The organism is Spirillospora sp. CA-128828, assembly GCF_050945415.1.
Classification (GTDB): domain Bacteria; phylum Actinomycetota; class Actinomycetes; order Streptosporangiales; family Streptosporangiaceae; genus Spirillospora.
In genome coordinates this window covers 509,080-534,395 of sequence record NZ_CP191986.1, presented here as the reverse complement: position 1 = coordinate 534,395, position 25,316 = coordinate 509,080, and the positions used below count along the sequence as shown (strand labels likewise).

Annotated in this window: 21 protein-coding genes; 9 read left to right on the top strand and 12 right to left on the bottom strand. The window is 70.3% G+C overall.

The features are described 5' to 3' along the window. Window positions 1–140: 140 nt before the first annotated feature. Window positions 141–1,304: a S8 family peptidase gene (locus ACQPXG_RS02905; RefSeq protein WP_433466040.1), complete on the top strand. Its 1,164-nt coding sequence runs from the start codon at window positions 141–143 to the stop codon at window positions 1,302–1,304. 151 nt (window positions 1,305–1,455) lie between these two features. Beyond that, a complete protein-coding gene (locus ACQPXG_RS02900) occupies window positions 1,456–2,427 on the top strand; it encodes a coiled-coil domain-containing protein (protein WP_433466039.1) in 972 nt (323 codons plus the stop codon). 29 nt (window positions 2,428–2,456) lie between these two features. On the opposite strand, the gene ACQPXG_RS02895 is transcribed toward ACQPXG_RS02900, so the two are convergent. The 8 genes from ACQPXG_RS02895 to purS all read right to left on the bottom strand — a co-directional run bounded on the left by ACQPXG_RS02895 (window position 2,457) and on the right by purS (window position 11,105). Continuing rightward, complete coding sequence (locus ACQPXG_RS02895) at window positions 2,457–3,740, bottom strand: tyrosine-type recombinase/integrase (RefSeq protein WP_433466038.1); 1,284 nt, start codon at window positions 3,738–3,740, stop codon at window positions 2,457–2,459. Next, on the bottom strand, window positions 3,740–3,955 hold the full coding sequence (locus ACQPXG_RS02890; protein ID WP_433466037.1) for a helix-turn-helix transcriptional regulator: 216 nt from the start codon (window positions 3,953–3,955) through the stop codon (window positions 3,740–3,742). Before ACQPXG_RS02890 ends, ACQPXG_RS02895 begins: the two co-directional genes overlap by 1 nt. Next, on the bottom strand, window positions 3,952–5,664 hold the full coding sequence (locus tag ACQPXG_RS02885; protein WP_433466036.1) for a replication initiator: 1,713 nt from the start codon (window positions 5,662–5,664) through the stop codon (window positions 3,952–3,954). The genes ACQPXG_RS02890 and ACQPXG_RS02885 overlap by 4 nt, the downstream gene beginning before the upstream one ends. Next, window positions 5,661–5,948, bottom strand: a complete 288-nt coding sequence (locus ACQPXG_RS02880) for a hypothetical protein (RefSeq protein ID WP_433470189.1) — start codon at window positions 5,946–5,948, stop codon at window positions 5,661–5,663. The genes ACQPXG_RS02885 and ACQPXG_RS02880 overlap by 4 nt, the downstream gene beginning before the upstream one ends. A 67-nt stretch (window positions 5,949–6,015) precedes the next feature. Continuing rightward, window positions 6,016–9,408: a phosphoribosylformylglycinamidine synthase subunit PurL gene (purL, locus tag ACQPXG_RS02875; RefSeq protein ID WP_433466035.1), complete on the bottom strand. Its 3,393-nt coding sequence runs from the start codon at window positions 9,406–9,408 to the stop codon at window positions 6,016–6,018. Beyond that, window positions 9,405–10,085 carry a phosphoribosylformylglycinamidine synthase subunit PurQ gene (gene purQ, locus ACQPXG_RS02870; RefSeq protein ID WP_433466034.1) on the bottom strand — a complete coding sequence of 227 codons (681 nt, stop codon included), beginning with the start codon at window positions 10,083–10,085 and terminating at the stop codon, window positions 9,405–9,407. Before purQ ends, purL begins: the two co-directional genes overlap by 4 nt. A gap of 98 nt (window positions 10,086–10,183) precedes the next feature. Continuing rightward, window positions 10,184–10,624: an ATP-binding protein gene (locus tag ACQPXG_RS02865; RefSeq protein ID WP_433466033.1), complete on the bottom strand. Its 441-nt coding sequence runs from the start codon at window positions 10,622–10,624 to the stop codon at window positions 10,184–10,186. 238 nt (window positions 10,625–10,862) lie between these two features. Then, entirely contained in the window at window positions 10,863–11,105 is a 243-nt protein-coding gene (purS, locus tag ACQPXG_RS02860; protein ID WP_433466032.1) for a phosphoribosylformylglycinamidine synthase subunit PurS, read from the bottom strand. 95 nt (window positions 11,106–11,200) lie between these two features. Between purS and ACQPXG_RS02855 the strand changes: the two genes are divergently transcribed. From ACQPXG_RS02855 to ACQPXG_RS02840, 4 genes are all read left to right on the top strand, one after another. Then, window positions 11,201–12,820 (top strand): hypothetical protein, encoded by a 1,620-nt coding sequence (locus ACQPXG_RS02855; RefSeq protein ID WP_433466031.1) that lies wholly within the window; start codon window positions 11,201–11,203, stop codon window positions 12,818–12,820. A 208-nt stretch (window positions 12,821–13,028) separates the two neighbouring features. Next, a complete protein-coding gene (gene pdhA / locus ACQPXG_RS02850; protein ID WP_433466030.1) occupies window positions 13,029–14,159 on the top strand; it encodes a pyruvate dehydrogenase (acetyl-transferring) E1 component subunit alpha in 1,131 nt (376 codons plus the stop codon). Beyond that, a complete protein-coding gene (locus tag ACQPXG_RS02845; protein ID WP_433466029.1) occupies window positions 14,156–15,133 on the top strand; it encodes an alpha-ketoacid dehydrogenase subunit beta in 978 nt (325 codons plus the stop codon). The genes pdhA and ACQPXG_RS02845 overlap by 4 nt, the downstream gene beginning before the upstream one ends. Before the next feature lie 5 nt (window positions 15,134–15,138). Next, on the top strand, window positions 15,139–16,578 hold the full coding sequence (locus ACQPXG_RS02840) for a dihydrolipoamide acetyltransferase family protein (RefSeq protein ID WP_433466028.1): 1,440 nt from the start codon (window positions 15,139–15,141) through the stop codon (window positions 16,576–16,578). 51 nt (window positions 16,579–16,629) lie between these two features. Here ACQPXG_RS02840 and ACQPXG_RS02835 read toward each other — a convergent pair whose 3' ends face one another. Continuing rightward, complete coding sequence (locus tag ACQPXG_RS02835) at window positions 16,630–16,872, bottom strand: DUF6458 family protein (RefSeq protein WP_433466027.1); 243 nt, start codon at window positions 16,870–16,872, stop codon at window positions 16,630–16,632. 80 nt (window positions 16,873–16,952) lie between these two features. Beyond that, window positions 16,953–18,386 (bottom strand): hypothetical protein, encoded by a 1,434-nt coding sequence (locus tag ACQPXG_RS02830; RefSeq protein WP_433466026.1) that lies wholly within the window; start codon window positions 18,384–18,386, stop codon window positions 16,953–16,955. Between the two features lie 595 nt (window positions 18,387–18,981). Here ACQPXG_RS02830 and ACQPXG_RS02825 point away from each other — a divergent pair. Then, window positions 18,982–19,800: a phosphatase PAP2 family protein gene (locus tag ACQPXG_RS02825; RefSeq protein WP_433466025.1), complete on the top strand. Its 819-nt coding sequence runs from the start codon at window positions 18,982–18,984 to the stop codon at window positions 19,798–19,800. A 134-nt stretch (window positions 19,801–19,934) separates the two neighbouring features. Here the strand turns inward: ACQPXG_RS02825 and ACQPXG_RS02820 are convergent, their stop codons facing one another. Continuing rightward, window positions 19,935–21,146: an MFS transporter gene (locus tag ACQPXG_RS02820; RefSeq protein WP_433466024.1), complete on the bottom strand. Its 1,212-nt coding sequence runs from the start codon at window positions 21,144–21,146 to the stop codon at window positions 19,935–19,937. Window positions 21,147–21,227: 81 nt separating this feature from the next. Between ACQPXG_RS02820 and ACQPXG_RS02815 the strand changes: the two genes are divergently transcribed. Further along, a complete protein-coding gene (locus tag ACQPXG_RS02815; RefSeq protein WP_433466023.1) occupies window positions 21,228–21,782 on the top strand; it encodes a CGNR zinc finger domain-containing protein in 555 nt (184 codons plus the stop codon). A 32-nt stretch (window positions 21,783–21,814) separates the two neighbouring features. Here the strand turns inward: ACQPXG_RS02815 and ACQPXG_RS02810 are convergent, their stop codons facing one another. Then, on the bottom strand, window positions 21,815–23,650 hold the full coding sequence (locus tag ACQPXG_RS02810; RefSeq protein ID WP_433466022.1) for an acyl-CoA dehydrogenase: 1,836 nt from the start codon (window positions 23,648–23,650) through the stop codon (window positions 21,815–21,817). Between the two features lie 309 nt (window positions 23,651–23,959). Here ACQPXG_RS02810 and ACQPXG_RS02805 point away from each other — a divergent pair, with 309 nt between their 5' ends. Continuing rightward, window positions 23,960–25,297 carry a UDP-glucose dehydrogenase family protein gene (locus ACQPXG_RS02805; RefSeq protein WP_433466021.1) on the top strand — a complete coding sequence of 446 codons (1,338 nt, stop codon included), beginning with the start codon at window positions 23,960–23,962 and terminating at the stop codon, window positions 25,295–25,297. Window positions 25,298–25,316 lie beyond the last annotated feature (19 nt).

Sequence of the window (25,316 nt, the reverse complement as noted above, 5' to 3'; positions counted from 1 at the left end):
TGAAGTTTCGGAGCCACATTCCGTAATTAGTCCAGTTTGTCGCCTCATAACTGGAAAGTTCCGCTAAGGTTTTCCCTCGATCGAGACCATCGATCATGTGACAGGGTCCGCCGCGCGGTCCCCCGGCAGAAGGAGAAGCCTTGCGGGCTGTCCACCGAAGGCTGCTGCTCGTCGGCACGGTCGCGACCTGCCTCGGCGCCGCGGCGGCGTTCCCGGTGCTCGCCGACGATTCCGCCTCCCTCGTCAAGGTGACGGCGGCCGAGGGCACCCCGGTGCCTGGCAGCTACATCGTCACGCTCAAGTCCGGAGCGTCCCCCGATGCCGCCGCGAAGAACGTCAAGGCCACCGGCGTCAAGCGCTTCGACGGCGTCCTGAACGGCTTCGCCGCACGGCTGAACACCGACCAGCTCGGCAAGCTGCGCCGCGACCACCGCGTCGCCGCGATCGAGCAGGACCAGGTCGTCACGGCCGACACGACCCAGCGCGCACCGCTGCCCTGGGGCCTCGACCGCATCGACCAGCGGTCCGCGAAGCTCTCCAAGAGCTACTACTACAAATCCTCCGGTCTGGGCGTCAACGCCTACGTCATCGACACCGGCCTGGACGTCAGGCACACGGAGTTCGGCGGCCGCGCCTCGATCGCCTGGACGGCGTCCAGGTTCAACGGCGACGGACGTGACTGCGCCGGACACGGCACCCACGTCGCGGGCATCATCGGCTCCAAGACCTACGGCGCCGCCAAGTCCGTCCGGCTGCGGGCCCTGCGCGTCCTCGACTGCAAGGGCGAGGGCTCGATGTCCGACGTCGTCGCCGCCGTCAACTGGGTGCGCACCCACGCCGCCAAGCCGGCCGTGGCGAACCTGTCACTCGGCGGACCGAAGTCCACGGCGCTGAACACGGCCGTCACGAACCTGTCCAAGTCCGGTGTCTTCACCTCCGTGGCCGCCGGCAACGAGAACGCCGACGCGTGCAAGACCTCGCCGGCCGGCGCGGGCTGGGTGATGGCGGTCGGCGCGACCACCAAGTACGACAACCGCGCCTCGTTCTCCAACTGGGGCAAGTGCGTCGACATCAACGCGCCCGGCTACGGCATCTACTCCACCTGGCCCGGCGGCGGCCACAAGTCGCTGAGCGGCACGTCGATGGCCACCCCGTACGTCAGCGGCGTCGCCGCCCTCTACCTGTCCACCCACAGGACGGCCACCTTCCCGACGGTTCAGAAGTGGCTGAACGACAACTCCACGCACAGCCTCAAGAATCTGCGCTCGCAGGCCAACCGGCTTCTCTACAAGGGCAAGTTGTGAGTCCTGTCACGTAGGATGGCCCGGCTCCCAGCAAGGGAGCCGGGCATCTCGCGCTTCGCCCCGTCTCACCCACCTCAGGGGTTTACTCTTGGCGGGGCATAGACGGTTCTTTAACGTTCATTGACCTTCGGCCGTGACGAGAGGAGAACACGTGGAGACCCCCGCCTCCACCCGCCGGCCCGCTCGGCGCCGGGGCGGCCGACGCGCCGCCGCGGCTCTCGTGGCCCTCGCCGCCGTGCTGCCGCTGATCGGCACCGCGACGCCGTCCGCCGTCGCCGCGCCGCCCGCGTCCCTTCCCCTGGACCCGGGAGACAGCGGCAAGTTCGCGAAGCTGAACCGTCAGATCGAGCAGCTCGACAAGGAGTTCGGCGGCGACCTCGCCAAGCTGAAGGACGCCAAGTTCGCCGCCGAGAAGGCGCTGAACAAGTCCAACGACCTGCAGCGCGACCTTCAGGAGGCGCGCAGCCTCGTCGCCCAGCTCGCCGCGAACCAGTACATGATGAACGGTGAGGATCCCACCGTCACCTTCCTGTCCGACGCGGATCCTTCGGAGCTGCTCAGCAACGCCACCCTGGTCAACCATCTCGCGCAGAACAAGGCCGCGAAGGTCGCGCAGATCCAGAAGCTCGTCCAGGACCAGCTGCAGGCCCGCAAGCAGGCCCAGCAGAAGATGGCGGAGCTGAACAAGGAGATCAAGGATCTGAAACGCCGGAAGGCGCAGATCCAGACTCTGGTCAAGAAGTACAAGCCGGAGTCACCGAGCGTCGGCATGGGCGGCGTGACACCCCGCATGCTCAAGGTCAAGAACACCATCGACCTGGAGATGGGCCCGTTCCCCACGATCGGCTGCGTCCGGCAGACCGGCGACCCCCAGGACCACGGCACCGGCCACGCCTGCGACTTCATGGTGACGACCGGCGGCGTCATGGCCAGCGGCAGCGCCCAGGCCCTCGGCGACCGCACCGCCGCATACGCCATCGCCCACGCGAGCGCGCTGGGCATCAAGTACATCATCTGGCGCCAGCGCATCTACGACCTGCGCAGCCCCGGCTGGCGCGCCATGGAGAACCGCGGCGGCGTAACCGCCAACCACTACGACCACGTACACATCTCGGTCTTCTAGACGTATCCCGCTCTGACCAGGGCCGCAGCTCACGAGATCTCCCGAGAGGGCACATCCAGGGCACTCGCGCCCGGAATCGTTCCCCACGTGTCATCGATCGCCTTGCGCATCCGATCCCGGCTGGACGGCATGAGATGGGTGTAGGTCCGGAGCGTAAACCCGGGGTCAGCGTGGCCAAGGAACTCGGCGAGCGCCCGGATGTCAACGCCGCGCTCCAGCAGGACGCTTGCGAAGTGGTGCCGCAGCGCGTGGAACCCGTTGTCCCGAGTTGCCGGAACTTCGGCGCGCACGAGGGCCGGTTTCCAGGCAAAGCGGTTCCACTCGTTTCGATGGATCGGTGTCCCCTGCCGGGTCGTGAAGATCAGGCGAGCCGTGACCGGGTCACCGTCCGGTGTCTTCCATGGCAGGGTCACCGGCACGGGCGGGTAGTTGTCCGACTGCATGTGTTCGGCCAGGAGCAGCCGCAGCGACTCAGGTAGCGGGATGTCGCGTTCCTTGCCGCCCTTGGGCAGAGCGAACACCTTGCGCCTGCCCTTGAAGATCTTGACCTGCCGCCGGAGGTGCACGACGCCGCGAAGGAAGTCGACATCTTCCTCGGCTAGGCCGAACGCCTCACCTTGCCGAATTCCGAGGCGAGCCCCAACAGCCACCATCACCGCGTATCGCTCGGTGATCGCCTGCTCGACCGCCGCCACTCGTTCGACGGGCCACGGTTCGAACTTCCGCCCGTCCCGCTTGGGAGCACGCACCGACGAGGCCCGGCAGGGGTTCTTGATGATCACGCCGTCGTCAATGGCCGCGTTGAACACCGTGGAGACGTGCGCGAGGATCACGCGGACGTAGTTCGGCGCGATCACCTGTTGCCGGCCCCGCAGCCACGCTTGCATCAGGGACGGCCGCTTGGACAGCACGCCGAGCTGCTTGTCTCCGAGATCGGGATAGACGTGCAGGCGCAGCCGCTGCTCGATGGCGTCACGAGTGCCCTCGTCAAAGGTCTGGGCCGCAAGCCACTGCTCGGCGTACTCCCGGAAGGTGACCTTCCCGGCGTTCGGGTCGACGTACATTCCCGAATCGAGGTCCGCCTTGACCTTGGCGTCGAACGCGTCAGCGCACGTGTTCGGGTCCTTGCCCGCCTTCTTCGCGAAGTTGCGCTTGCACTGCTTGCCGTTCTCGTCACGCCACCGGACCTGCCACCGGTCCCCCTTGCCGTGATCTGCGCTGGGGAACTGCTTGTGCTCGCGACATGGGGACATCGGTCGGCCCTGCTCGTCCTGGCGAGGCTTGGCCGTGTGCCATCGGTCGTAAACGGCCATTACGCAGCCTCCTGCTGTTGCCGAAACCAGTCGAGGACATCGGCGGGCAGGTAGCGGAGATGCCGGCCGACCTTGGCCGCTTTGGGGCCGGTCCCGAGGTAACGCCACTGATGGAGGGTGGCCACCGGCACCCCCAGGAAGCGAGACACCTCCTGTGGAGTCCACGTCCGATCGACCGGAAGGCTCAACACCTCGGCGTCTGACTCCGTGCTCACGCTGCCTCCGCAGTTGCCGAAAGTTCGGGAGTGGGGTTCTGGGTTGCTTGGTCGAGTTGCGCGTGGCGGGTGACGCGTTCGTTGATCATGTGCATGAGCCGCGCTTCGACCGGCTTGACGTCCGGGTCTCCGGGACCGGCGCGTTCCCAGACGTGGACCGCTTTGGGATCGGTCGGGTTGAGCGCGGGGATTCCTGCTTCGGCGAGGCGTGCGAGGACCCAGGCCTTGCGGTCGGCTTTGTGGTCGGCGAGGGTCTTGCCGGACCATTTGCGGGAGACCAGGACGCGGCGGCCGCCGTAGCCGAGGTGTTCGTGTCGGTGTGCCTTGCCTTTGCAGTAGCCGGGGGTGAGGCCCTTGCGGGGGTTCTTGGGCTGGACGCCGTACCGCAGCCAGTTCGCACACGTCGGCGAGCACGGCTCGTAGCGGAGCGTTTCGGCCATCCGGTCGGCATGTTCACGCTGGGCGCCGGTCTTCGCTTCGTGGCATTCGGCGACGCCCTTGACCAGGTACTTGGTCAGGTAGCCGATGAGCTTGCGGGATTTCGGGGAGTCGGGCATCACGCCCTGGGCGTCGACCTGTCGCCCGAAGCGGACCACGTGGAGCGGTTCGGCATCCTCGTCCAGGCCCACGGCGTCTAGCGCCTCATCCCAGGTGGGGAGCACCTCGCCGGTTGTGGGGTCGAGGTAGCCGCCGTTGTCGCCCGCCGCGTCGTCCCAGACCGGAAGGTGTTCGCCGTCGAAGACGACGCGGTCTGTCGAGGGCCACCACACCTGGTGATAGGTGGCCGCCGCCACTTGCCGGAGTTCGGCGCGGGAGATGGTTCCGCGGATGGCCATGTGCAGGTGGGGGGCGAGACGGCGTTGCGGTTCGACGGTGGCGAAGTACTGCACGTCGTATCCGACGAACCGGCGCAGGTTCTGCACGAACCGGTCCACCAGCTTGGAGAAGTGCAGGGCATCACGAGCCGCCCGCGTGTAGTCGTACCTCGTCGGGTCTACAGGGGTTCCGTCCGAGCGCACCCGCCCGTAGGAGTCCAGGGTGAGCGTCAGGAAGATCGACGGCCGAAACGTCCTGCCGTCCTTCCCGCGGAACACCTTGCCGACCGTGCGGGAGTCGACGGGACGCCGGGGAAGGTCCGGTGCGTCCTGCCGCCGCCGCGTGGATCGGGCGCGCCGGCCCCTGGTGTCCTTACCGGTCTTGAGGGCACCGCGCACCCCGGTGCGTTCGAGTTCAATATCGAGGTCACGGACAACCGCGTCCCAGAACTCCGGCCCTTCCCCGTCCGCCGACCCCTCCTCAGCCGCACGGTCACGGCCCGCCTGGGCTTGTGCCCGAAGCTCCATCCACGCGTGCTGCTCGGCGTCGGGATCGGCCCGTGTGATGACCGGTTCGGAGGTGAGGTGCCAGCCCTGGGAGCACTGCACGGCCCGGAGCTTGCGCTTGCGTTCGGCGCACGAAGGGCACACCGAGGCCATCGTGTGATTGCACGGGACGTACACCACCTCAGCCGCGCCCGTGTGCAGGTCAACCCGCCGCATCGGCACGGGCCGGATACAGACGCCGTGTTCGACGGCGACCGCTTCCAGGACCCCGCGCGCCAGCGGAGCCAGCCTCTTGACCACCGGCTCAGGCCCGGGTCCGGATGGGGAGGTGTCGACGTCGGGAGCGTCGAGGGTGGGTTGCGTGACGACGGGAGCCGATTTCGTCACGCAGCCCCCTCGATATCGAGGTCGGGAAGGCCGAGCGCGACCATGGCCCGGATGTCGTCATCGGAGACGTACGCCGCCCGCACCCGCACCGGATCCGGTGAGGTCTCCAGCCGGACGAATCCCACGCCCGCACCGATCTCGGGGATGGAGGAGATCTCGTCTGCCGCGGCGATGAGGGTCGCCACGATGAGGAAGCGTCCGATGGGGTTTCGCCAGTTGAAGACGTAGTGGTTCGTGCCCCATCGGGAGCGGACGAAGATCGGCTCGTCTGGGTCTCCACGCATCCAGAGAGCATAGGCACGGAAACGGCGCCCTTCGAGGGGCGCCGTTTCCGCGTGCTGCGTGATGGTGTCAGTCGGCGTAGCTGGGGAGCATGCGCTCGTGGGCCTCGCGGAGCTCGGAGAGGCCGATGCTGAACAGCTCCTGCTGGTCGCCTTCGGGGCCGCGTCCCGTCACCTGCAGCGAGTCGCCGCCCGCCACGCCGATCTGCGTGACCGGGACGCCCGCCGACTCGCACAGAGCCGCCAGGCGCGCCTCGGCGCCCGGACGGACCGCCACCATGGAGCGGGCCACCGACTCGCTGAACAGCGCCACGAACGGGTCGCCGTGCAGGGTGATGCGGGCGCCGAGACCGCCGCGCAGGCACGACTCCACCAGCGTCTGCGACAGGCCTCCGTCCGACAGGTCGTGGACGGCGGTGACGAGACCGTCCCGGACGGCGGCGACCATCACCGACGCCAGCGCCGCCTCGGCCTTCAGGTTCACCAGCGGTGGGAGGCCGCCCAGGTGGCCATAGACGACGTGCGCCCATTCCGAGCCGCCGAACTCCTCGCGGGTCTCGCCGAGCAGGGCCAGCGTGGCGCCGTCCGAGGTCAGCGACATGTTCACGCGGCGGCGCACATCGTCGTGGACGCCGAGGACGCCGATGACCGGGGTCGGGTTGATCGGCGTCGTGCCCGTCTGGTTGTAGAAGCTGACGTTGCCGCCGGTGACCGGGATGCCGAGGTACTGGCAGCCGTCCGCCAGGCCCTCGACCGCGCGCGCGAACTGCCACATGACGCCCGGGTCCTCCGGGGAGCCGAAGTTGAGGCAGTTGGTGACGGCCAGGGGCCGCGCACCCGTCGAGGCGACGTTGCGGTACGCCTCGGACAGCGCGAGCTGCGCGCCCGAGTACGGGTCGAGGCGGGCGTAGCGGCCGTTCCCGTCGAGGGAGAGTGCGATGCCCAGCCCGGACTCGTCGTCGATCCGCACCACGCCGGCGTTCTCGGGCATGGCCATGACGGTGTTGCCGAGGACGTACCGGTCGTACTGCGACGTCACCCACGTCTTGCCGGCGAGGTTCGGCGACCCGGCCAGCCACAGGACGGTCCGGCGCAGCTCGTCGCCGTTGGACGGGCGGGTGAGCCGTCCGGGCGTGTCGGACTGCAGCGCGCCGAGGTCCTGCGGCGGCTCCAGCGGACGGTTGTAGATCGGGCCCTCGTCGGCGGCCGTGACCGGCGGGATGTCGACGATGGTCTCGCCGCGCCACGTCATGACCAGCCGGCGCGTTTCGGTGACCGTCCCGATCACGGTGGCCGGGATCTCCCAGCGCGCGCAGATCTCCATGAAGCGGTCCACCTTGGCGGGCTCCACCACCGCCATCATCCGCTCCTGCGACTCGCTCATGAGGATCTCCTCAGGGCGGAGCGTCTGGTCGCGGAGCGGGACGAGGTCGAGGTCGACGTGCATGCCGCCGGTGCCGGCCGCGGCCAGCTCCGTCGTCGCGCAGGACACGCCGGCCGCGCCGAGGTCCTGGATGCCGACGACGAGGTCCTCGCCGAACAGCTCCAGGCAGCACTCGATGAGCAGCTTCTCCATGAACGGGTCGCCCACCTGGACGGACGGCCGCTTCTGGTGCGACTCCTCGTCGAACGTCGCCGACGCCAGGACGGACGCGCCGCCGATGCCGTCCGGCCCGGTGAGGGCGCCGAACAGGATCACCTTGTTGCCGGGGCCGGGGGCCACGGCGCGCTTGATGTCCTCGTGCTTCATCACGCCCACGCACAGCGCGTTGACGAGCGGGTTCTGCTCGTAGCAGGCGTCGAAGACCGTCTCGCCGCCGATGTTGGGCAGGCCGAGGGAGTTGCCGTAGCCGCCTACGCCCGCCACGACGCCGGGCAGGACACGCTGGGTGTCGGGGGCGTCCGCCGGGCCGAACCGGAGCGAGTCCATGACGGCGATGGGACGTGCGCCCATCGACATGATGTCGCGGACGATCCCGCCTACGCCGGTGGCGGCTCCCTGGTACGGCTCAACGTAGGACGGGTGGTTGTGCGACTCGACCTTGAAGGTGACCGCCCAGCCCTGGCCGATGTCCACGACACCGGCGTTCTCTCCCATGCCCACCAGGAGCTTGTCCGTCTTCGGGGCCTTGTCGCCGAACTGGCGGAGGTGGACCTTGGAGCTCTTGTAGGAGCAGTGCTCGCTCCACATGACCGAGTAGATGGCGAGCTCGGCCGACGTGGGGCGGCGTCCCAGGATGCTGCGGACGCGCTGGTACTCCTCGTCGTTCATCCCCAGCTCGACGTACGGCTGTGAACGCTCCGGGGACGCGGCGGCGATGGCGACCGTGTCCGTGCCGTGGTCGACCGGCGCGGACGCCCCGATCGCCGGCTGCGGGCCGGTGCCGGCGCCGACCGCGGGCAGGGGGCCGGTCCCCCGGCCTACCGCGGGCAGCGGACCCGTACCCGTCCCTACGGCGGGCTGCGAGCCCGTGCCGGGGCCGACCGGAGGCTGCGGGCCGGTCCCGGGGCCCTCGGCGCGGACGGGCGCCAGCGAAGCGGCGTTCAGCTCGATGAGGGGCTGCGGGCCGGTCCCCGGACCGCCGAGCCCCAGCGCGGGCTGTGGCCCCGTCCCAGAGCCGATCACCGGCTGCGGGCTGGTCCCCGGCCCGACCGCGGGCAGCGGACCCGTGTCGGGCCGTACAGCGGGCTGCGGGCCGGTACCGGTGCCGACCGCGGGCAGCGGACCCGTGTCGGGCCGCACGGCGGGCTGCGGGCCGGTACCGGTGCCGACCGCGGGCAGCGGACCCGTGTCGGGCCGCACGGCGGGCTGCGGGCCGGTACCGGTGCCGACCGCGGGCAGCGGACCCGTGTCGGGCCGCACGGCGGGCTGCGGGCCGGTACCGGTGCCGACCGCGGGCAGTGGCCCTGTGTCGGGCCGCACGGCGGGCTGCGGGCCGGTCCCCGGGCCGACCGCGGGCAGCGGGCCCGTACCCGTCCCGAAAGCGGGCTGCGGGCTGGTGCCGGGGCCGACCGGAGGCTGCGGGCCCGTGCCGGTCCCCACGGCGGGCTCGGACGACGCAGGCGGGGCGATGTACTCGCTCAGGTCGGGCATCGTCAGCGAGGGATCCACCACGGTGGACGTGGGATCGCTCGACGAGCGCTCCTCTTCCAGAGCCCGGGCGAACTCCTGCTCGGGGCCCTCCAGAGGCTTTCCGAGGACGGGCTGCTCGTCGTTCAGCACCGGGATGGGCCCGGTGAAGGGCCCCGGAGCCGGCTCGGCCACGGGCTCCTGCGCGACCGGCGGGGGCGTGGCCAGATCCTCGTCGACGATGGCCTTGAAACCCTGCGTCACCGCGGGGTTGACGGGCTGGAGCTCGGGATCGTCGGCATCGGACTTGAGCTCGCCGAGCCACTCCATCGAGGGCTCGTCCGAAGAGTCGCGGGTGGCTCGCCCGGAGGCGTGGGGCCGTTGCTCGCTCATGCGTTGACCAGTCTCTTGACGATCGAGGTGAAGAAGCCCAGGCCGTCGGTGGACGGTCCGGTCAGTGACTCCACGGCGTGCTCGGGGTGGGGCATGAGCCCGACCACGTTGCCGGCCTCGTTGCAGATCCCGGCGATGTCGTCCAGGGAGCCGTTCGGGTTCAGGTCGAGGTACCGGGCGACTATCCGGCCGCTGTCGGCCAGTTCGATCAGGGTCTCCCGGTCGGCGGTGTAGCGGCCGTCCCGGTTCTTGACCGGGATCACCAGCTCCTGGCCCTCGCTGTACTCGCTGGTCCAGGCGGTGCTCGCGTTCTCGACCCGGAGCCGCTGGTCGCGGCACACGAAGTGCAGGCCGGCGTTCGGGAGCAGCGCGCCCGGTAGCAGGTGCGACTCGCACAGCACCTGGAAGCCGTTGCAGATGCCGAGCACGGGCAGGCCGTCCCCCGCGGCGGCCACCAGTTCCTTCATCAGCGGCGCGAACCGGGCGATCGCCCCGGCCCGCAGATAGTCCCCGTAGGAGAACCCCCCGGGCAGGACGACCGCGTCGACCCCTTGCAGGTCGTGGTCGCCGTGCCAGAGTGCCACCGGCTCAGCGCCGGCCAGCCGGACTCCGCGTGCGGCGTCCTTGTCGTCCAGAGAACCTGGGAAGGTGATGATCCCAACCCGGGCAGCGTCCATCTCTTCTGTTCCTCCGAAATGAGGTGCTCCGGGACGGTCGGGATCTCCTCCGCCGATCACCCCGCTGCGCGCCGCAATCCCCCCGCGCGCGTACCAATCTACCCGGCGTTGTGCATGAGGCTGCGGTCGAGTCGCCGTACCAGTGCCCCGTCGCTCCAGGTCAGGCGCTTCCGCAGGTGAACGACCGTGCCCCTGTCGGGCGAGGAGTCGATGTCCAGATCGTCCACCAGCGCACGCATGATCCTAAGCCCGCGTCCGGATTCACTCAAAACCCCCCGGTCCTCGGGGGCCGGCCGGGGCCCGCCGCCCCAGTCCATGATCTTGAGCATGCACGCGCCGTCGTCCACATGTCCCGTCACCTCGTACTCCCCGGTCGCGCGGGCGTGCTGGACGACGTTCGTGCACGCCTCGGAGATGGCGACGAGGAGGTCGTCGACGCAGTCCTCGGAAACGCCCAGCCCCCGCAGCGCGTCCCCTGTCACCCGCCGGACCACCGGGATGCTCAGCGCGTCGCGCGGCAGCGCGAGCGAGAACCTCATATCCACCCGGACACCTCGTGTCATGCCCCGGGCGTCCCGACCGTTTCCCCCGGTCCCGGAGCGTGCTCGACGACTCGACGCAGCTAACACTTCCCCGGCGGAAACTTCCGTAATCGCCATACTCGCGGGCGCGCGATTTGGAACGCACCAAGCATCGCCGGGATACCGAACGGCATTCCACGCCATTTCCGGCAAGGCCGACCGGCGCCTCCCGGCGCCGCCTCGACATCGGCCGGAGCTAGAGAACGCGGACCTCGTAGTTCTCGATGACCGGGTTCGCCAGCAGCGTCTCGGCGATCTTGCCGACCTGCTCCAGGGCCGCTTCGTCGGCGTCCCCCTCCAGCTCCACCTCGAACCGCTTGCCCTGCCGGACGGCGACGACCCCGTCGAACCCCATCTGCGGCAGTTTGCGGGCGATCGCCTGCCCCTGCGGGTCGAGAATCTCCGGCTTGAGCATGACGTCCACGACGACACGCGCCACGGTCGCCCCCTCACTGATCAGCGCTTTTGCTTACGATCCTGAAGCGTACGGCACCATTGCCCATCACGAGCCATCAGCACCCCCGGAGCCATCCGATGAACATCGAGGACCTGAGCCCTTCGGAGCGCCGCCTGTGGGAGGCGTTCCCCAAGGGCGAATCCGTCGACCTGACCTCCGGCGACCCCGCGTTCGACGACATCGGGCAGTCGGACCGCTGGGGGCACGACCGGGTGGTGAGAGCGGAGGTCCTCGTGGCGCTGCTCGTCGGCGCCGTGGAACCCGAACCCGGGCAGGTCGCCGCCGTCCGGCTCGGCGGCGCCCGCATCATCGGCTCGCTGAACCTCGGGCACGCGGAGGTGAGCGTCCCGCTGGCGCTCACCGGCTGCGCGTTCGACGAGGCGCCGCACCTGTACTGGGCGAGCATGAACAGCGTTCACCTGATGCGCTGCCGCCTGCCCGGCCTGATCGCCTCCGGGACCCGGGTGGACGGGCACCTCTGGCTGGAAGGCAGCCGCATCAACGGGGGCCTGTGGCTGGACGGCGCGAACATCACCGGCATCCTCAACATGTCGGGCGTCCAGCTCACCAACCCGGGCGGGGACGCGCTGCTCGCCGACCGCCTCACCGTCGAGGCGAACGTCTACTGCGACCAGGGCTTCGCGGCGAGCGGCGAGGTCCGGCTGCCCGGCGCCCGCGTCGGCGGCCAGCTGATCTTCCGCGGCGCGCGGCTGCACAACCCGTCCGGCGCCGCCCTGTACGCCAGCCGGCTGGACGTGGCCGCGAACGTGTTCTGCGACGGCGGGTTCTCGGCCGAGGGCGAGGTGCGGCTCCGCGGCGCCCGCGTCGGCGGCTACCTGTCGTTCGTCGGCGCCCGCCTGTCCGCCCCGCAGCGGACCGCGCTCAACGCCGACGACCTGGCCGTCGAGACCGACGTCTACTGCTCGGACGGCTTCACCGTCCTCGGCGCCGTCAGCTTCTCCGGGGCCCGCGTCACCGGCCAGCTCAGCCTGCGCGACGCCCGGGTCCGGCACGACCAGGGGACCGCGCTCAGCCTGCAGCGCGTCCAGGCCGAGGAGCTCCTCCTGCGCACCGCCGAGCCGATCAAGGGGACCGCGGACCTCTCCTACGCGCGCATCAACCTGCTCCGCGACGACGCCGCGTCCTGGCCGGAGCGGCTCCAGCTCGACGGCCTGCAGTACGAGACCCTCGAACCGCCCCTCACCGCCCGCGAACGTCTCGCCTGGCTGCGCCGCGACACCGACGGCTACGCCCCGCAGCCCTACGAGCGGCTCGCGCAGACCTACCGTTCCCTCGGGCTGGACGCCGACGGGCGCTCCGTCCTGCTCGCGAAGGCCCGGGACCGGCGCAGGACCCAGGGGGTCCCCCGCAAGATCGTCGGCTATCTGCAGGACGTCCTGATCGGCTACGGCTACCGCCCGTTCCGCGCGGCGAGCTGGCTGATCGGCCTCCTCGCGTTCGGGACGATCGTCTTCTCCCTCCACAAGCCGGACGTCCTGGACACCGGCCACAAGCCGCACTTCAACGCGTTCTTCTACACGCTCGACCTCATCCTGCCGATCGGCAACCTCGGCCAGGAGATGGAGTTCGCCCCCACGGGCGTCTACCAGTGGATCGCCAACCTCATCGTCGCCGCCGGCCTGGTCCTCGGCCTGACCGTCGCCGCCGGCGCCACCCGGGCCCTCTCCCGCGAATGACCCCGGTGGACCCGGGTGGCATGCGTCACGTTTGAGTCAGGGCGCGGGGGCGCGGGTAGGGACGTCGATGGCGGGACTTGCATCGCAGGGTGTGATGTCTGCCACGATGGCATTGCGGCTTTTGTCCCTTACCGGGGGCTGTAGGCCGTTGACATCGGCCGGCAGCGCGGCGATCCCGTGTTCCGGCCCCGAACGAGGAGTGTCATCGATGACGATCGACTCCGTGCGTGGCGCGCCAGACACCCCCGGGCTCGGCGAGCCCGAGCTCATCCAGCTGCTCACCCCCGAGGGCGAGCGCGTGGAGCATCCCGACTACCCCCTGGACCTCGGCGCCGAGGAAGTACGCGACCTTTACCGCGACCTGGTGATCGTGCGGCGGATCGACCTGGAGTCCGTGGCCCTCACCCGGCAGGGCGAGCTCGGCATCTGGGCGTCGCTGCTGGGCCAGGAGGCCGCGCAGATCGGGTCGGGCCGGGCGCTTTCCGAGCACGACATGGTGTTCCCGACGTACCGGGAGCATGGTGTCGCCTGGTGCCGGAACGTGGAGCCGCTGAAGCTCCTGGGGCTGTTCCGGGGCGTCAACCATGGCGGGTGGGACCCGGCGGAACACGGCTTCCACCTGTACACCATCGTGATCGGCAGCCAGACGCTGCACGCGACGGGGTATGCGATGGGCATCCAGCGGGACGGTGTGCTGGGCACGCCGTCGGCGGGCGCGACGATCGCCTACTTCGGGGACGGGGCGACCTCGCAGGGGGACGTGAACGAGTCGTTCGTGTTCGCGTCGGTGTTCAACGCGCCGATCGTGTTCTTCTGCCAGAACAACCAGTGGGCGATCTCCGAGCCGCTGGAGCGGCAGTCGAGGATCCCGCTGTTCAAGCGGGCGCAGGGGTACGGGTTCCCGGGTCTGCGGGTGGACGGGAACGACGTCTTCGCGTGCCTGGCGGTGACCCGGAAGGCGCTGGAGAACGCCAGGACGGGTCAGGGCCCGACGCTGATCGAGGCGTTCACGTACCGGATGGGCGCCCACACCACGACCGACGACCCCACGCGGTATCGGCTGAAGGCCGAGGAAGAGGCGTGGAAGCTCAAGGACCCGATCGAGCGCGTCAAGGCCTATCTGGTCCGCAACGAGCTGGCCGACGCGGGGTTCCTGACGAAGGTCGAGGACGAGGCCAAGCAGATGGCCAAGGAGCTACGGGAGGCGTGCCTGGCGCTGCCGGACCCTGAGCCGCTGTCGATGTTCGAGCACGTGTACGCGGGCGAGCACCCGCTGATGACCGAAGAGCAGGAGCGCTTCGCCGCCTACCTGGACTCGTTCGAGGGGGAGGCGAAATGAGCACCCTGACGCTCGGCAAGGCCATGAACGAGGGCCTGCGCAAGGCCATGGAGGCCGACCCGAAGGTCCTGGTCATGGGGGAGGACGTCGGGAAGCTCGGCGGCGTGTTCCGGATCACCGACGGGCTGCAGAAGGACTTCGGCGAGGAGCGGGTCATCGACACCCCGCTGGCGGAGTCGGGCATCGTCGGGACGGCGATCGGGCTGGCGCTGCGCGGCTACCGGCCGGTGGTGGAGATCCAGTTCGACGGGTTCGTGTTCCCGGCCGCCGACCAGATCATCACGCAGCTGGCGAAGATGCGGATGCGCTCGCTGGGTGCGGTGTCGCTGCCGGTCGTGGTGCGGATCCCGTGCGGCGGCGGCATCGGCGCGGTGGAGCACCACTCCGAATCGCCGGAGGCGTACTTCACCCACACCGCCGGGCTGCGGGTGGTGGCGTGCTCCAACCCGGTGGACGCCTACGCGATGATCCAGCAGTCGATCGCCTCCCCCGACCCGGTGATCTTCTTCGAGCCCAAGCGCCGCTACTGGGAGAAGGCCGAGGTCGACGTCGACTCCACGGACTGGGCGCCGCTGCACCAGGCCAAGGTCGTGCGGCCGGGCGAGCACGTGACGGTGCTGGCCTACGGGCCCTCGGTGAAGACCTGCCTGGAGGCCGCGGGCGCCGCGGCCGAGGAGGGACGCTCGCTGGAGGTCATCGACCTGCGGTCGCTGAACCCCCTCGACATCGCCACCGTGACCGAGTCGGTGAACCGGACGGGACGCTGCGTGGTGGTGCACGAGGCGCCGGTGTTCGGCGGCTACGGCGCCGAGCTGGCCGCGCGGATCACCGAGCGGTGCTTCTACCGGCTGGAGGCGCCGGTGCTGCGGGTCGGGGGGTTCTCCACCCCGTATCCGCCGTCCCGGATCGAGGACCATTACCTGCCCGACCTGGACCGCATCCTGGACGCGGTCGACCGGACCTTCGCGTGGTGAGCCCGGTGAGCGAGCCGAAACTGTTCAAGCTGCCGGACGTGGGCGAGGGCCTGACCGAGGCCGAGATCGTGAAGTGGCACGTCCAGCCCGGCGACACCGTCGAGGTGAACCAGACGATCGTCGAGATCGAGACGGCCAAGGCGATCGTGGAGCTGCCCTGCCCGTTCGAGGGTGTGGTGTCCGAGTTGCTCGTCACCGAAGGCCAGACCGTGGACGTCGGCGTGCCCATCATCTCGGTGGACACGTCGGTGGACACGGGAGGCCAGGGCGGCGTGGCGACACCGGTGTCCGAGCCCCCGGCGCAGGCCGCCGCGATGCGCGAGGAGGGCGTGCCCACCCTCAGCGAGCCGGGCATGGTGTCGCCCGAGCAGCCGACCCGGCAGCCGGCCGAGCAGCCGCCCAAGCGCCAGCCCGTCCTGGTCGGCTACGGGGTCAAGGAGGGGACGACCAAGCGCCGCCCCCGCAAGACCCCCAACGGCACCGCCACGGGCGGCACGGCCACCAACGGCACGGCGCCTCCGGCACCGCCCCGGACGCAGCTCCCGGCCCCTCGTCCACAGCCTGTGGAAAACGGGCTGCCGCTGGCCAAGCCACCCGTCCGCAAGATGGCCAGGGACCTTGGGGTGGACCTGACGTCCATCACGGGGTCGGGTCCGCAAGGCTCGATCACCCGCGACGACGTCCTCGCCGCGCAGGCCGGACCGGCGGCACCCGCCGTACCGGTCCAGGCGGGCCCGCGTGAGGAGCGGATGCCGGTCAAGGGGGTCCGCAAGGCGACCGCCGCGGCGATGTCCGGTTCGGCGTTCACCGCGCCGCACGTCACCGAGTTCCTCCAGATCGACGTGACGCGGACGATGGAGACCGCCAAGCGGCTCCGCGACCTGCCCGAATTCGCCGACGTGAAGGTGTCGCCGCTGCTGCTGGTGGCGCGCGCGGTGCTCACCGCCGTGGCGCGCAACCCGATGGTGAACTCCACCTGGGTGGACGGCCCGGACGGCGCGGAGATCGTCGTCAAGCGCTACGTGAACCTGGGGATCGCGGCGGCCACCGACCGCGGACTGCTCGTTCCCAAGGTCAAGGACGCCCACGACCTCGACCTGCCCGGCCTGGCACGCGCGTTGAACGAGCTGACCGAGAAGGCACGCGCGGGCAAGGCGTCCCCGGCCGATCTGTCCGGCGGGACGATCACGATCACGAACGTGGGCGTGTTCGGCGTGGACACCGGGACCCCGATCCTCACCCCGGGTGAGGCCGCGATCCTGGCGTTCGGGCAGGTCCGGGACATGCCCTGGGTGCACGAGGGTGAGCTGGCGATCCGGAAGGTCACCACGCTGTCCCTGTCGTTCGACCACCGCATCGTGGACGGCGAGCTGGGCTCGCGGTTCCTCCGCGACGTCGGCGACATGCTCGAAGACCCCATCCGCATGCTCGCCTGGAGCCGATAGCCGACGACCGTTCCGAGGGGCCGGTGGCGACACCGGCCCCTCGGCGCGTTCTCAGGGGCGGGGCGGATTGTCCCCGTCGTACATGCGCTCGTCGCGCCGGCTCTGGAAGCGCGGGCCGCGCTGCTGCATGCGCGACATCATCAGCAGCTGGAGCGCGAAGCTCACCCCGCCCACGATGATCAGGATGACGCCGATGATGTGGATGTCCACCGGGTCGGTCATCGCGTCCGGCTTGATCGCGAACTTGAGGATCAGCCCGAGCGTGATCGTGAAAACACTGACGCCGACACCCATGCGCTGACCTCCGCCGGACGATCCGATGCCGTGTTCTTTAACTATCCGTTCGGATCGCCCGTCACACGTCGGGGCCCGGCCTAGGAGACAGGAACCTTCTCGGCCTTGCCGAAGGGACCGGCGTTGAAGGTGACGGACGTGACGCCGCCGGGTGGTGCGGGCAGGTAGACGAAGCCCCGTACGGGCTGGCCGACGGCGGTGCGGAAGACGGCCCGTCCAGGATCGAGGTAGTTGCTGGGGCTGCCCGGCGTCGCAGGGCCGACGCGGACGGCGCGGTAGACGTCCTTCTTGTCCGGCACCTGGATGGAGAACGAGCCGAACACGCCTCCCGGGTAGCCGGTGTCCGGGTAGGACGCGTCCGGTGGCGTGGTTCCGGGCCCTTCGTTCACGATGTCGAACACGGCGACGACGTAGGCGCCGTCCCGGTAGAAGGGCTTGACCTCCAGGCGCCGCTTGTCCTTGCCGAAGGTCGCGGTGCGGGTCGCCACCGTCTTCCCGTCCTGCGCGCGGAAGGCGGCCGGCGAGGTGGCACCCTGCTCGGCGCTCTTGAGCCGGTAGGTGAGGTCGACGCCGTTGCCGCCCTGCTTGCCGGTCGCCGAATAGGTGAAGGCATCGCCGAGCCGCGACTTCATCTCCTTCTGGACGGCCTCGGCGCGCTCACCGGACAGCTTCTGGTCACCGGCGTGCCCGTCGATCGTCAGCGTGCCCGTGGCGGTCGTCTTGATCCGCTGAGCCGCGCCGTCCAGGACGGCCTTCGCCCCGCTCGACAGCTTCGCCGTATTGGTCCCGAACAACGCGTCACCGCCCAGCGCGACCGTAGTGCCCGCATTGCTGGACTCGACCTTCCCGATCTCCGCCTCGACGATGCCGTACAGGTCCACGGGATTCCCGCCCGGCGTCGTGGACGGCGTCGTGGACGGCGAGGTCGGCGCGAGCGGCCTGGCGGCCATGAACGGCTCCGCCCCGAACCCGGGCTCGGCCCCGACCGAGGGGGACGAGGTCGGCGTGGTGGCGGACGTGGCAGAGGGTGTGCCGGACCCGGTGGTCACGGGAATGCCGGTGAATTCACCGGCCGTGCCCGGGGTGATCGCGGTGACCTTCTGGACGTCCGAGGGGATCGGCGGGTACTCGGCGGCCATCTCCCGCGTCGCGCCGGGCGTGAAGCCCGCGCCGCTCGTCGTCCCGGTCGGCCTGTAGAGCCGACGTCCCACCGGATCGACCAGCGCGATCTCGAACGGGACCGACTTCACCGACGAGTCCATGGACGTCACGCTGTAGCGCAGCACCGACTTGGAGCCCTGCCGCTCGACGCCCCTGATGTCCACGCGCGCGTGCAGGCCGTCCGCGCTCCCGAACCAGCCCTCCTTCGAGAACGCGCTCCGAACCTGGTCGGCGGGACCGGAACCGCCCGGCTTGACCGTTGGCGGGGCGACGCTCTCCGCCTTGTCGGCGTCGGCGCAACCGGCGGCCAGCAGCGCCCCGGCAAGGGCGACGGCGAGGGGCAGAACGCGCATCGGCCATCCGGTCGAAGGGAAACGGGCGAGGGACGCCGCTGATGGTAGTCAAAACGCCACTCCCCCCGCCATAACCCGCACCCATGCATGTCCTCGGGCCACCCGACGCGCGATGCGGCCGCTCGACGGCGCCCGAACGGCGCCGACGCCGAACACCAGACTCCGGAAGGGATGCGTGGTTCGGAACGGGCATCCCAGTTCACATGATCAGAAAGTGCAGTTCTCTCGCAGTCACGCTCATATTGACCAGCGATGTGACCGGGCGTCGAATCGCACGTCACCGGGAACATCAATGCAGAGCACAAGAAGAACGCAATGGCCGCGGTGCGGCCGTCTTACGGCCCGATCAGGTCCGGCATTCTCTGGGGGCGTGGATGTGCGGCCGTGCCGCACGGGAGGCGGTGATCAGCCGCCGGTGCACGCCGCCGGGCGGACGGCGTACACGGTCGGCCGTTGAGCGGCGCACAGGTATCGCCGGGCCGTTCGGAGTAAGAGAGAAGGCTGAACCGTTCGCGCCCGAACCAAGCACCCCGAGAGGCGACGCACCGGTCGTGACACCGGCGTCCGTCGACTGCGCCGCAAGCGGCCATGGTTGATGGGCGAGTTGGCGATCGTCTTCGTGCTACTCGAGGTCTACGGCTATGTCCGAAAGCTGGCCGACACCCGGTACGGGGCGGCGCTCGCCCATGGCCGGGACGTCCTGGGCGTGGAAGACCGCCTCGGCCTGGACGTGGAACTTGGCGTTAACCGATGGCTGACCAGGCATCATGATCTGTCGCAGGCGTCCGTGTGGATCTACCAGCACATGCACACCAAGCTCACCATGGGCTTCTTGCTGCTCTGCTACCTCACCGGCCCGGACGTTTACAGGCCCGCACGCAACGCCCTCGTCCTGACGAACCTGGTCGGGCTGGTGGTGTTCTTCGCCTTGCCGGTGATGCCGCCGCGCCTGCTCCCGGGTGAGGGGTTCGTCGACTCCGTGGCCGGTGCCGGGTTCGGTACCACCCACAGCCCCCCGCTGCCCGCCAATCAGTATGCGGCCATGCCGTCACTGCACGTGGCATGGGCCGTGTGGGTGGCGCTGGTCATCATGGCGCTGCTGGGGCGCTACCGCGTGCGATGGGTCGCCGTACTGCATCCGGTCACCACCGCTGTCGCCGTGGTCGTGACCGCCAACCACTACGTCCTGGACGTAGTGGCCGGGGTTGTGGTGGCCATGGCGGCACTGTTGGCGACCGGCCTGGTCTGGGCCGGCAGCGGGACGCCGTACGCCGGTGGCCAGTTGATCAGCCGCAAGGGGCCCGATCCGGTGTCGGACGCCGACGCCGTGGGGGCGGGGGATCCGTACGCACCGGACGGCAACGACCCCGGCAAGCCCGGACCGGCGGGAAGCCGCCGAGAAAGTCCCTTCTAGGCGGCTCGCGAGCCGCGCTGTTCTGCCTCACCCCGCATCCCCACGCCGAGCCCGAGCCGCATGTGCGCCACGCTCGGCCGTCCGCCAACCCGGGAAATGTGTCGATCGCCCTGTCCATCGTCCGGGCGGCGGGCTCAGCGTGCGCGTGACCTTCTCAGGTCCGTGGCGGACCAGCCGAGGAGCGCGAGCAGCGGAAGCGCGCCGCCGACGACGCTGACCGCGCCCCAGCCGCCGGAGTGGTAGGCGAACGCGCCGAGCTGCGAGCCGATCGCGCCGCCCAGGAAGATCGTGGCGAGGTAGGCGCTGTTGATGCGGGCCCGCGCCTCCGGGTCGAGCGCGTAGACGGTGTGCTGGCCGAGGATGAACGAGCCCTGCACCGCCATGTCGACGAGCACGGCCGCGACGGCGAGGAGCAGGACGTGGTCGCGGCCGAGCCCGCCCACGACGAATGCCAGCACGCCGGCGCCGTAGGCGACCGCCGTCATCGGCAGCGTGAGGCCGCGGTCGGCCCAGCGCCCGGCGGCCGGGGCGATCGCCGCGCCGCCCGCGCCGACCAGCGCGAAGACGCCGACACCCAGCTCCGAGTAGTGGAACGGCGTGCCGGTCAGCACGTATGACACGGTGGTCCAGTACGCGGAGAACGCGCCGAACATCGCGGCCTGGAACAGTGCGCGGCGCCGTAGCGGCGCGTGGACCCGGAGGAGCCGGCCCGTGGAACGCAGCAGCCGCCCGTACGGCTCGTTCGTCGTCGGAGCGCGCGACGGAAGCGCCGACCGCAGCGTCACCGCGAGAACGGCCATGAACACGGCGGACGCGAGATAGACGACGCGCCATCCGGCCACCTCGGCGATCAGGCTGCCCACGGTGCGCGACAGCAGGATCCCGGCGAGCAGCCCGCTCATCACCTGGCCGACGACGCGGCCGCGTCGGTGGTCGGGCGCAAGGTTGGCGGCGAAGGGCACCAGGATCTGCGCCACCACCGACATCGCGCCGATGACCAGCGCGGCGGCGAGCAGCACCCAAAAGTACGCCGCCGTCCCGGCCACGACCAGCGCGGCCGTCACCACGCCCAGCATCACCGAGACCAGGCGGCGGGTCTCGAACCGGTCGCCGAGCGGGACCAGCAGCACCATTCCGGCCGCGTAGCCGATCTGGGTGGCGGTGACCAGGCTCCCCGCGGCGACGTCGCCGACGTGGAACGCGTCGCGTAGGGCGGCCAGCAAGGGCTGGGCGTAGTAGAGGTTCGCCACGGTCAGCCCGCAGGCGACCGCCAGGAGCAGAACGATCCGGCCGGGCGGCGCCTGCCGGGCCTCGGTCGTCGTCTCGGATTGCGCGTCGACGGCCACGAAGACCTCTCAGAATAGGAACCGGTTTAACTGGTGCTCGGACGGTACCAGTTAAACCGGTTCCTTGGTTAGGCTGGGGGCATGGCCACACGCTTCCGCCAGGGAGCCGGGCGCCTCAGCCTGGACTTCGTCAGGACGTTCCGCTTCCGTGGCACGGATCACCCCATCGAGGAGCTGCCCGATCTGGCGGCGGTGACCGTCTGGATCGACCAGTGCGTCCCGCACGCGGAAGGCCCCACGGGCGCGACCGGCGCCGCCGAGGCCCGCGCCGTGCGCGAGGCGATCCACGAGCTGATCACCGCGGCGTGGCGCGGCGAGCGGATCTCCGCCGCGGCCCGGGACCTCGTCAACGGCGCCGCCGCCAGGCCCGTGCCCGTACCGCGGATGGACGCCGGGGGCGGCGTGCGGTGGCACGCCGACGACCTCGTCTCGGCCGCCCTCGCGCTCTTGGCCCGCGACGCGCTGGAACTGGTCGCCTCGCCGCACCTCGCGCGCCTCCGCAAATGCGCCGGAACCGGCTGCTCGGCCCTGTTCCTCGACCTGTCCCGGCCGGGCAAGCGGCGCTGGTGCTCCATGGACCACTGCGGCAACCGCGCCAAGAAGGAGACCCTGCGCCGACATGCCGGCCGGTCCTGAGCCACGCCGTCGGCGTGGCCCGGACCGGGAGCTTAGAAGGCCTCTTCGGGGAGCTCCATGACGTCCAGGTTGGTGGACTCGGTGATGGCGCGGTCGGAGGCTAGGCGCGGCAGGACGGTCTGGCAGAAGAACTGCGCGGCCGCGACCTTGCCGGTGTAGAACGCTTTGTCGGAGTCGGACACGTCACCGCCGCCGAGCGCGTTCAGGGCGACCTCGGCCTGGCGGCACAGGAGCCAGGCGACGATGAGGTCGCCGAGGCCCAGCAGCAGGCGGGACGAGTTGAGCCCGATCTTGTAGAGCTCCTTCGGGTTCTCCATCGAGCCGAGCGCCCACCCGATCATCGGGTCGAGGATGCCCTGCACGTCGTCGAGGGCCCGGCCGAGCAGCGCCCGCTCGTTCTTCAGCCGGCCGTTGCCGGCCTCGGACTCGGCGAACGCCCTGATCTCCCCGGCCAGCACCTTCAGCGCCTCGCCGTTGTCCCGCAGGATCTTGCGGAAGAACAGGTCCTGGCCCTGGATCGCGGTGGTGCCCTCGTACAGGGTGTCGATCTTGGAGTCGCGGATGTACTGCTCGATCGGGTAGTCCTGCAGGAACCCGGACCCGCCGAGGGTCTGCAGCGACTCCGCGCCGAGCAGCGCGTACGCCCGCTCGGAGCCGAAGCCCTTCACGATCGGCAGCAGCAGGTCGTTGACCTTCTCGGCCTGCTCGTCCTTGCGGCCCTCGTGCTCGGCGATCTGTACGGCGTCCTGGTAGGACGCGGTGAGCAGGACGAGCGCGCGCATGCCCTCGGCGTACGCCTTCTGCGTCATGAGGCTGCGCCGGACGTCCGGGTGGTGGGTGATCGTGACGCGCGGAGCGGACTTGTCCGTCATCTGAGTCATGTCGGCACCCTGCACGCGCTCCTTCGCGTACTCCAGCGCGTTCAGGTAGCCCGTGGACAGGGTGGCGATGGCCTTGGTGCCCACCATCATCCGGGCGTACTCGATGACGAGGAACATCTGCCGGATGCCCTGGTGCACGTCGCCGACCAGGTAGCCGACGGCCGGCTGCTTCTCGCCGAAGGTCAGCTCGCAGGTCGTGGAGACCTTGAGGCCCATCTTCTTCTCGACGTTGGTCACGTAGGCGCCGTTGCGCTCGCCCAGCTCGCCGGTCTCCAGGTCCACCAGGTACTTGGGGACGAGGAACATCGACAGGCCCTTGGTGCCGGGGCCTGCGCCCTCGGGGCGGGCCAGCACCAGGTGGAAGATGTTCTCGGCCATGTCGTGCTCGGCCGAGGTGATGAAGCGCTTGACGCCCTCGATGTGCCAGGTGCCGTCCGGCTGCTGGACGGCCTTGGCGCGTCCGGCGCCGACGTCGGAGCCCGCGTCCGGCTCGGTCAGCACCATCGTGGCGCCCCACTGCCGCTCAAGGGCCAGCTCGGCGAACCTCTTCTGTTCCGGCGTGCCGATGTGCCACAGGATCTGGGCGAAGCCGGGACCGGAGGCGAACATGTAGACGGCCGGGTTGGCCCCGAGTACCTGCTCGGCGACGGCCCAGGTGAGGGAGCGGGGGGCGCCGCTGCCGCCGAACTCGGGGGCGAGGTCGAGGCGGTACCATTCGGCGTCCATCCACGCCTTGAACGACTTCTTGAAGCTCTCCGGCATCTCGACCGTTCCGGCGGCCGGATCGAACGCCGGCGGGTGCCGGTCGGCGTCCTCGAAGGAGTCGGCGAGCGGGCCCTCGGCCAGCCGGTTCACCTCGTCGAGGACGCTGCGCACGGTGTCCTCGTCCAGCTCGGCGTACGGGCCGCTGCCGAGGAGGTCCTGGCGCCTGAACACCTCGAAGAGGTTGAACTCCAGGTCCCGGAGGTTGCTCTTGTAGTGCCCCATTCGAGACTCCGTCTGATCCGGCGGCGCCGGCGGCCCCGCTTAATACTGGTCGGTAACTCACCATCATGCTACCCGCTGGTAACTCGTGACAACCACCCGAATCAGCCGGATCCAGGCGATGCAGGCCACATCGACACCACGCCCGCGCGTCCCGGGTGAGCCAGGTCACCGACCACGAACGGGCGCAGCCGGGGCCGCACGCCCCCGACCGGCGCCTTTGTCCCACGTGACACACCCGCCTACACGCACCACACACGTGGTGGCAAGATCGAGCAGGCGCGAAAACACCGGTGTACGAAGGAGGTGCGCATGAAGCAGGTGGACGCGGAGGCCCCGAGGCTCACCGTCATCGGGACCGGCTATCTCGGCGCCACGCACGCGATCTGCATGGCCGTGCTCGGTTACGAGGTCGTCGGCGTGGACGTCGACCGGCGCAAGATCGACCGGCTGGCGTCCGGCGAGGTCCCGATCTTCGAGCCCGGGCTGCCGGAGCTGCTCACGAAGGCGCTCGACTCCGGCCGGCTCCGGTTCACCACCTCGTTCGCGGAGGCCGGCGAGTTCGGCGACGTCCATTTCCTGTGCGTGGGGACGCCCCAGCAGGCCGGGTCGGACGCCGCCGACCTCAGCTACGTCGACGCCGCCGTCCGCTCCCTCGCGCCGCATCTGCGCCGCCGCGCCCTCGTCGTCGGCAAGTCGACGGTCCCGGTCGGGACGGCCGCGCGGCTCACCGGCCTCGTCCAGGAACTGGCGCCCGCGGGAACCGACGTCGAGCTGGCGTGGAACCCCGAGTTCCTCCGCGAGGGCTTCGCCGTGGACGACACGATGCGACCCGACCGGCTGGTGTTCGGCGTCGCGTCCGACTGGGCGGACGAGCGGCTCCGCGCGGCGTTCAAGCCCGTCCTCGACCTCGGCACCCCGGTGGTCCGGACGGATCTCGCCACCGCCGAGCTCGTCAAGGTCGCCGCCAACTCGTTCCTCGCCACCAAGATCTCCTACATCAACGCGATGGCCGAGGTCTGCGAGGCGGTCGGCGCCGACGTCAAGGACCTCGCCGACTCCCTGGCGCTGGACGACCGGATCGGCGGCAAGTTCCTGCGCCCCGGCCTCGGCTTCGGCGGCGGCTGCCTGCCCAAGGACATCCGGGCGTTCGCGCACCGCGCCGAGGAGATCGGCGTCGGCCAGGCCGTGTCGTTCCTGCGCCAGGTGGACGACATCAACCGGCGCCGCCGCGCCCGCACCGTCGACCTCGTCCGCGAACTGCTCGGCGGCGACCTGGCCGGGAAGCGCATCGCCGCGTGGGGCGCGGCGTTCAAGCCCAACTCCGACGACATCCGGGACGCGCCCGCGCTGGACGTCGCGCGCACCATGCACGGCCTGGGCGCGGACGTCCGCGTCTACGACCCGGCCGCGCTGGACAACGCCCGCCGGGCGTTCCCCGAGCTGCGCTACGGCGACAGCGCGTTCGACGTGGCGAGGGACGCCGACGTCGTCGTCCTGCTGACCGAGTGGTCCGACTTCCGCGAGGTCGACCCGGAGGCGCTGGCCCGGGTCGTCGGACACAAACGCGTCGTGGACGGACGCCACGCCCTCGACGCCGCGCAATGGCGCCGAGCGGGCTGGGAGTACCGCGCCCTCGGCCGCTCCTGACGGGGGAACATCCCGCGGC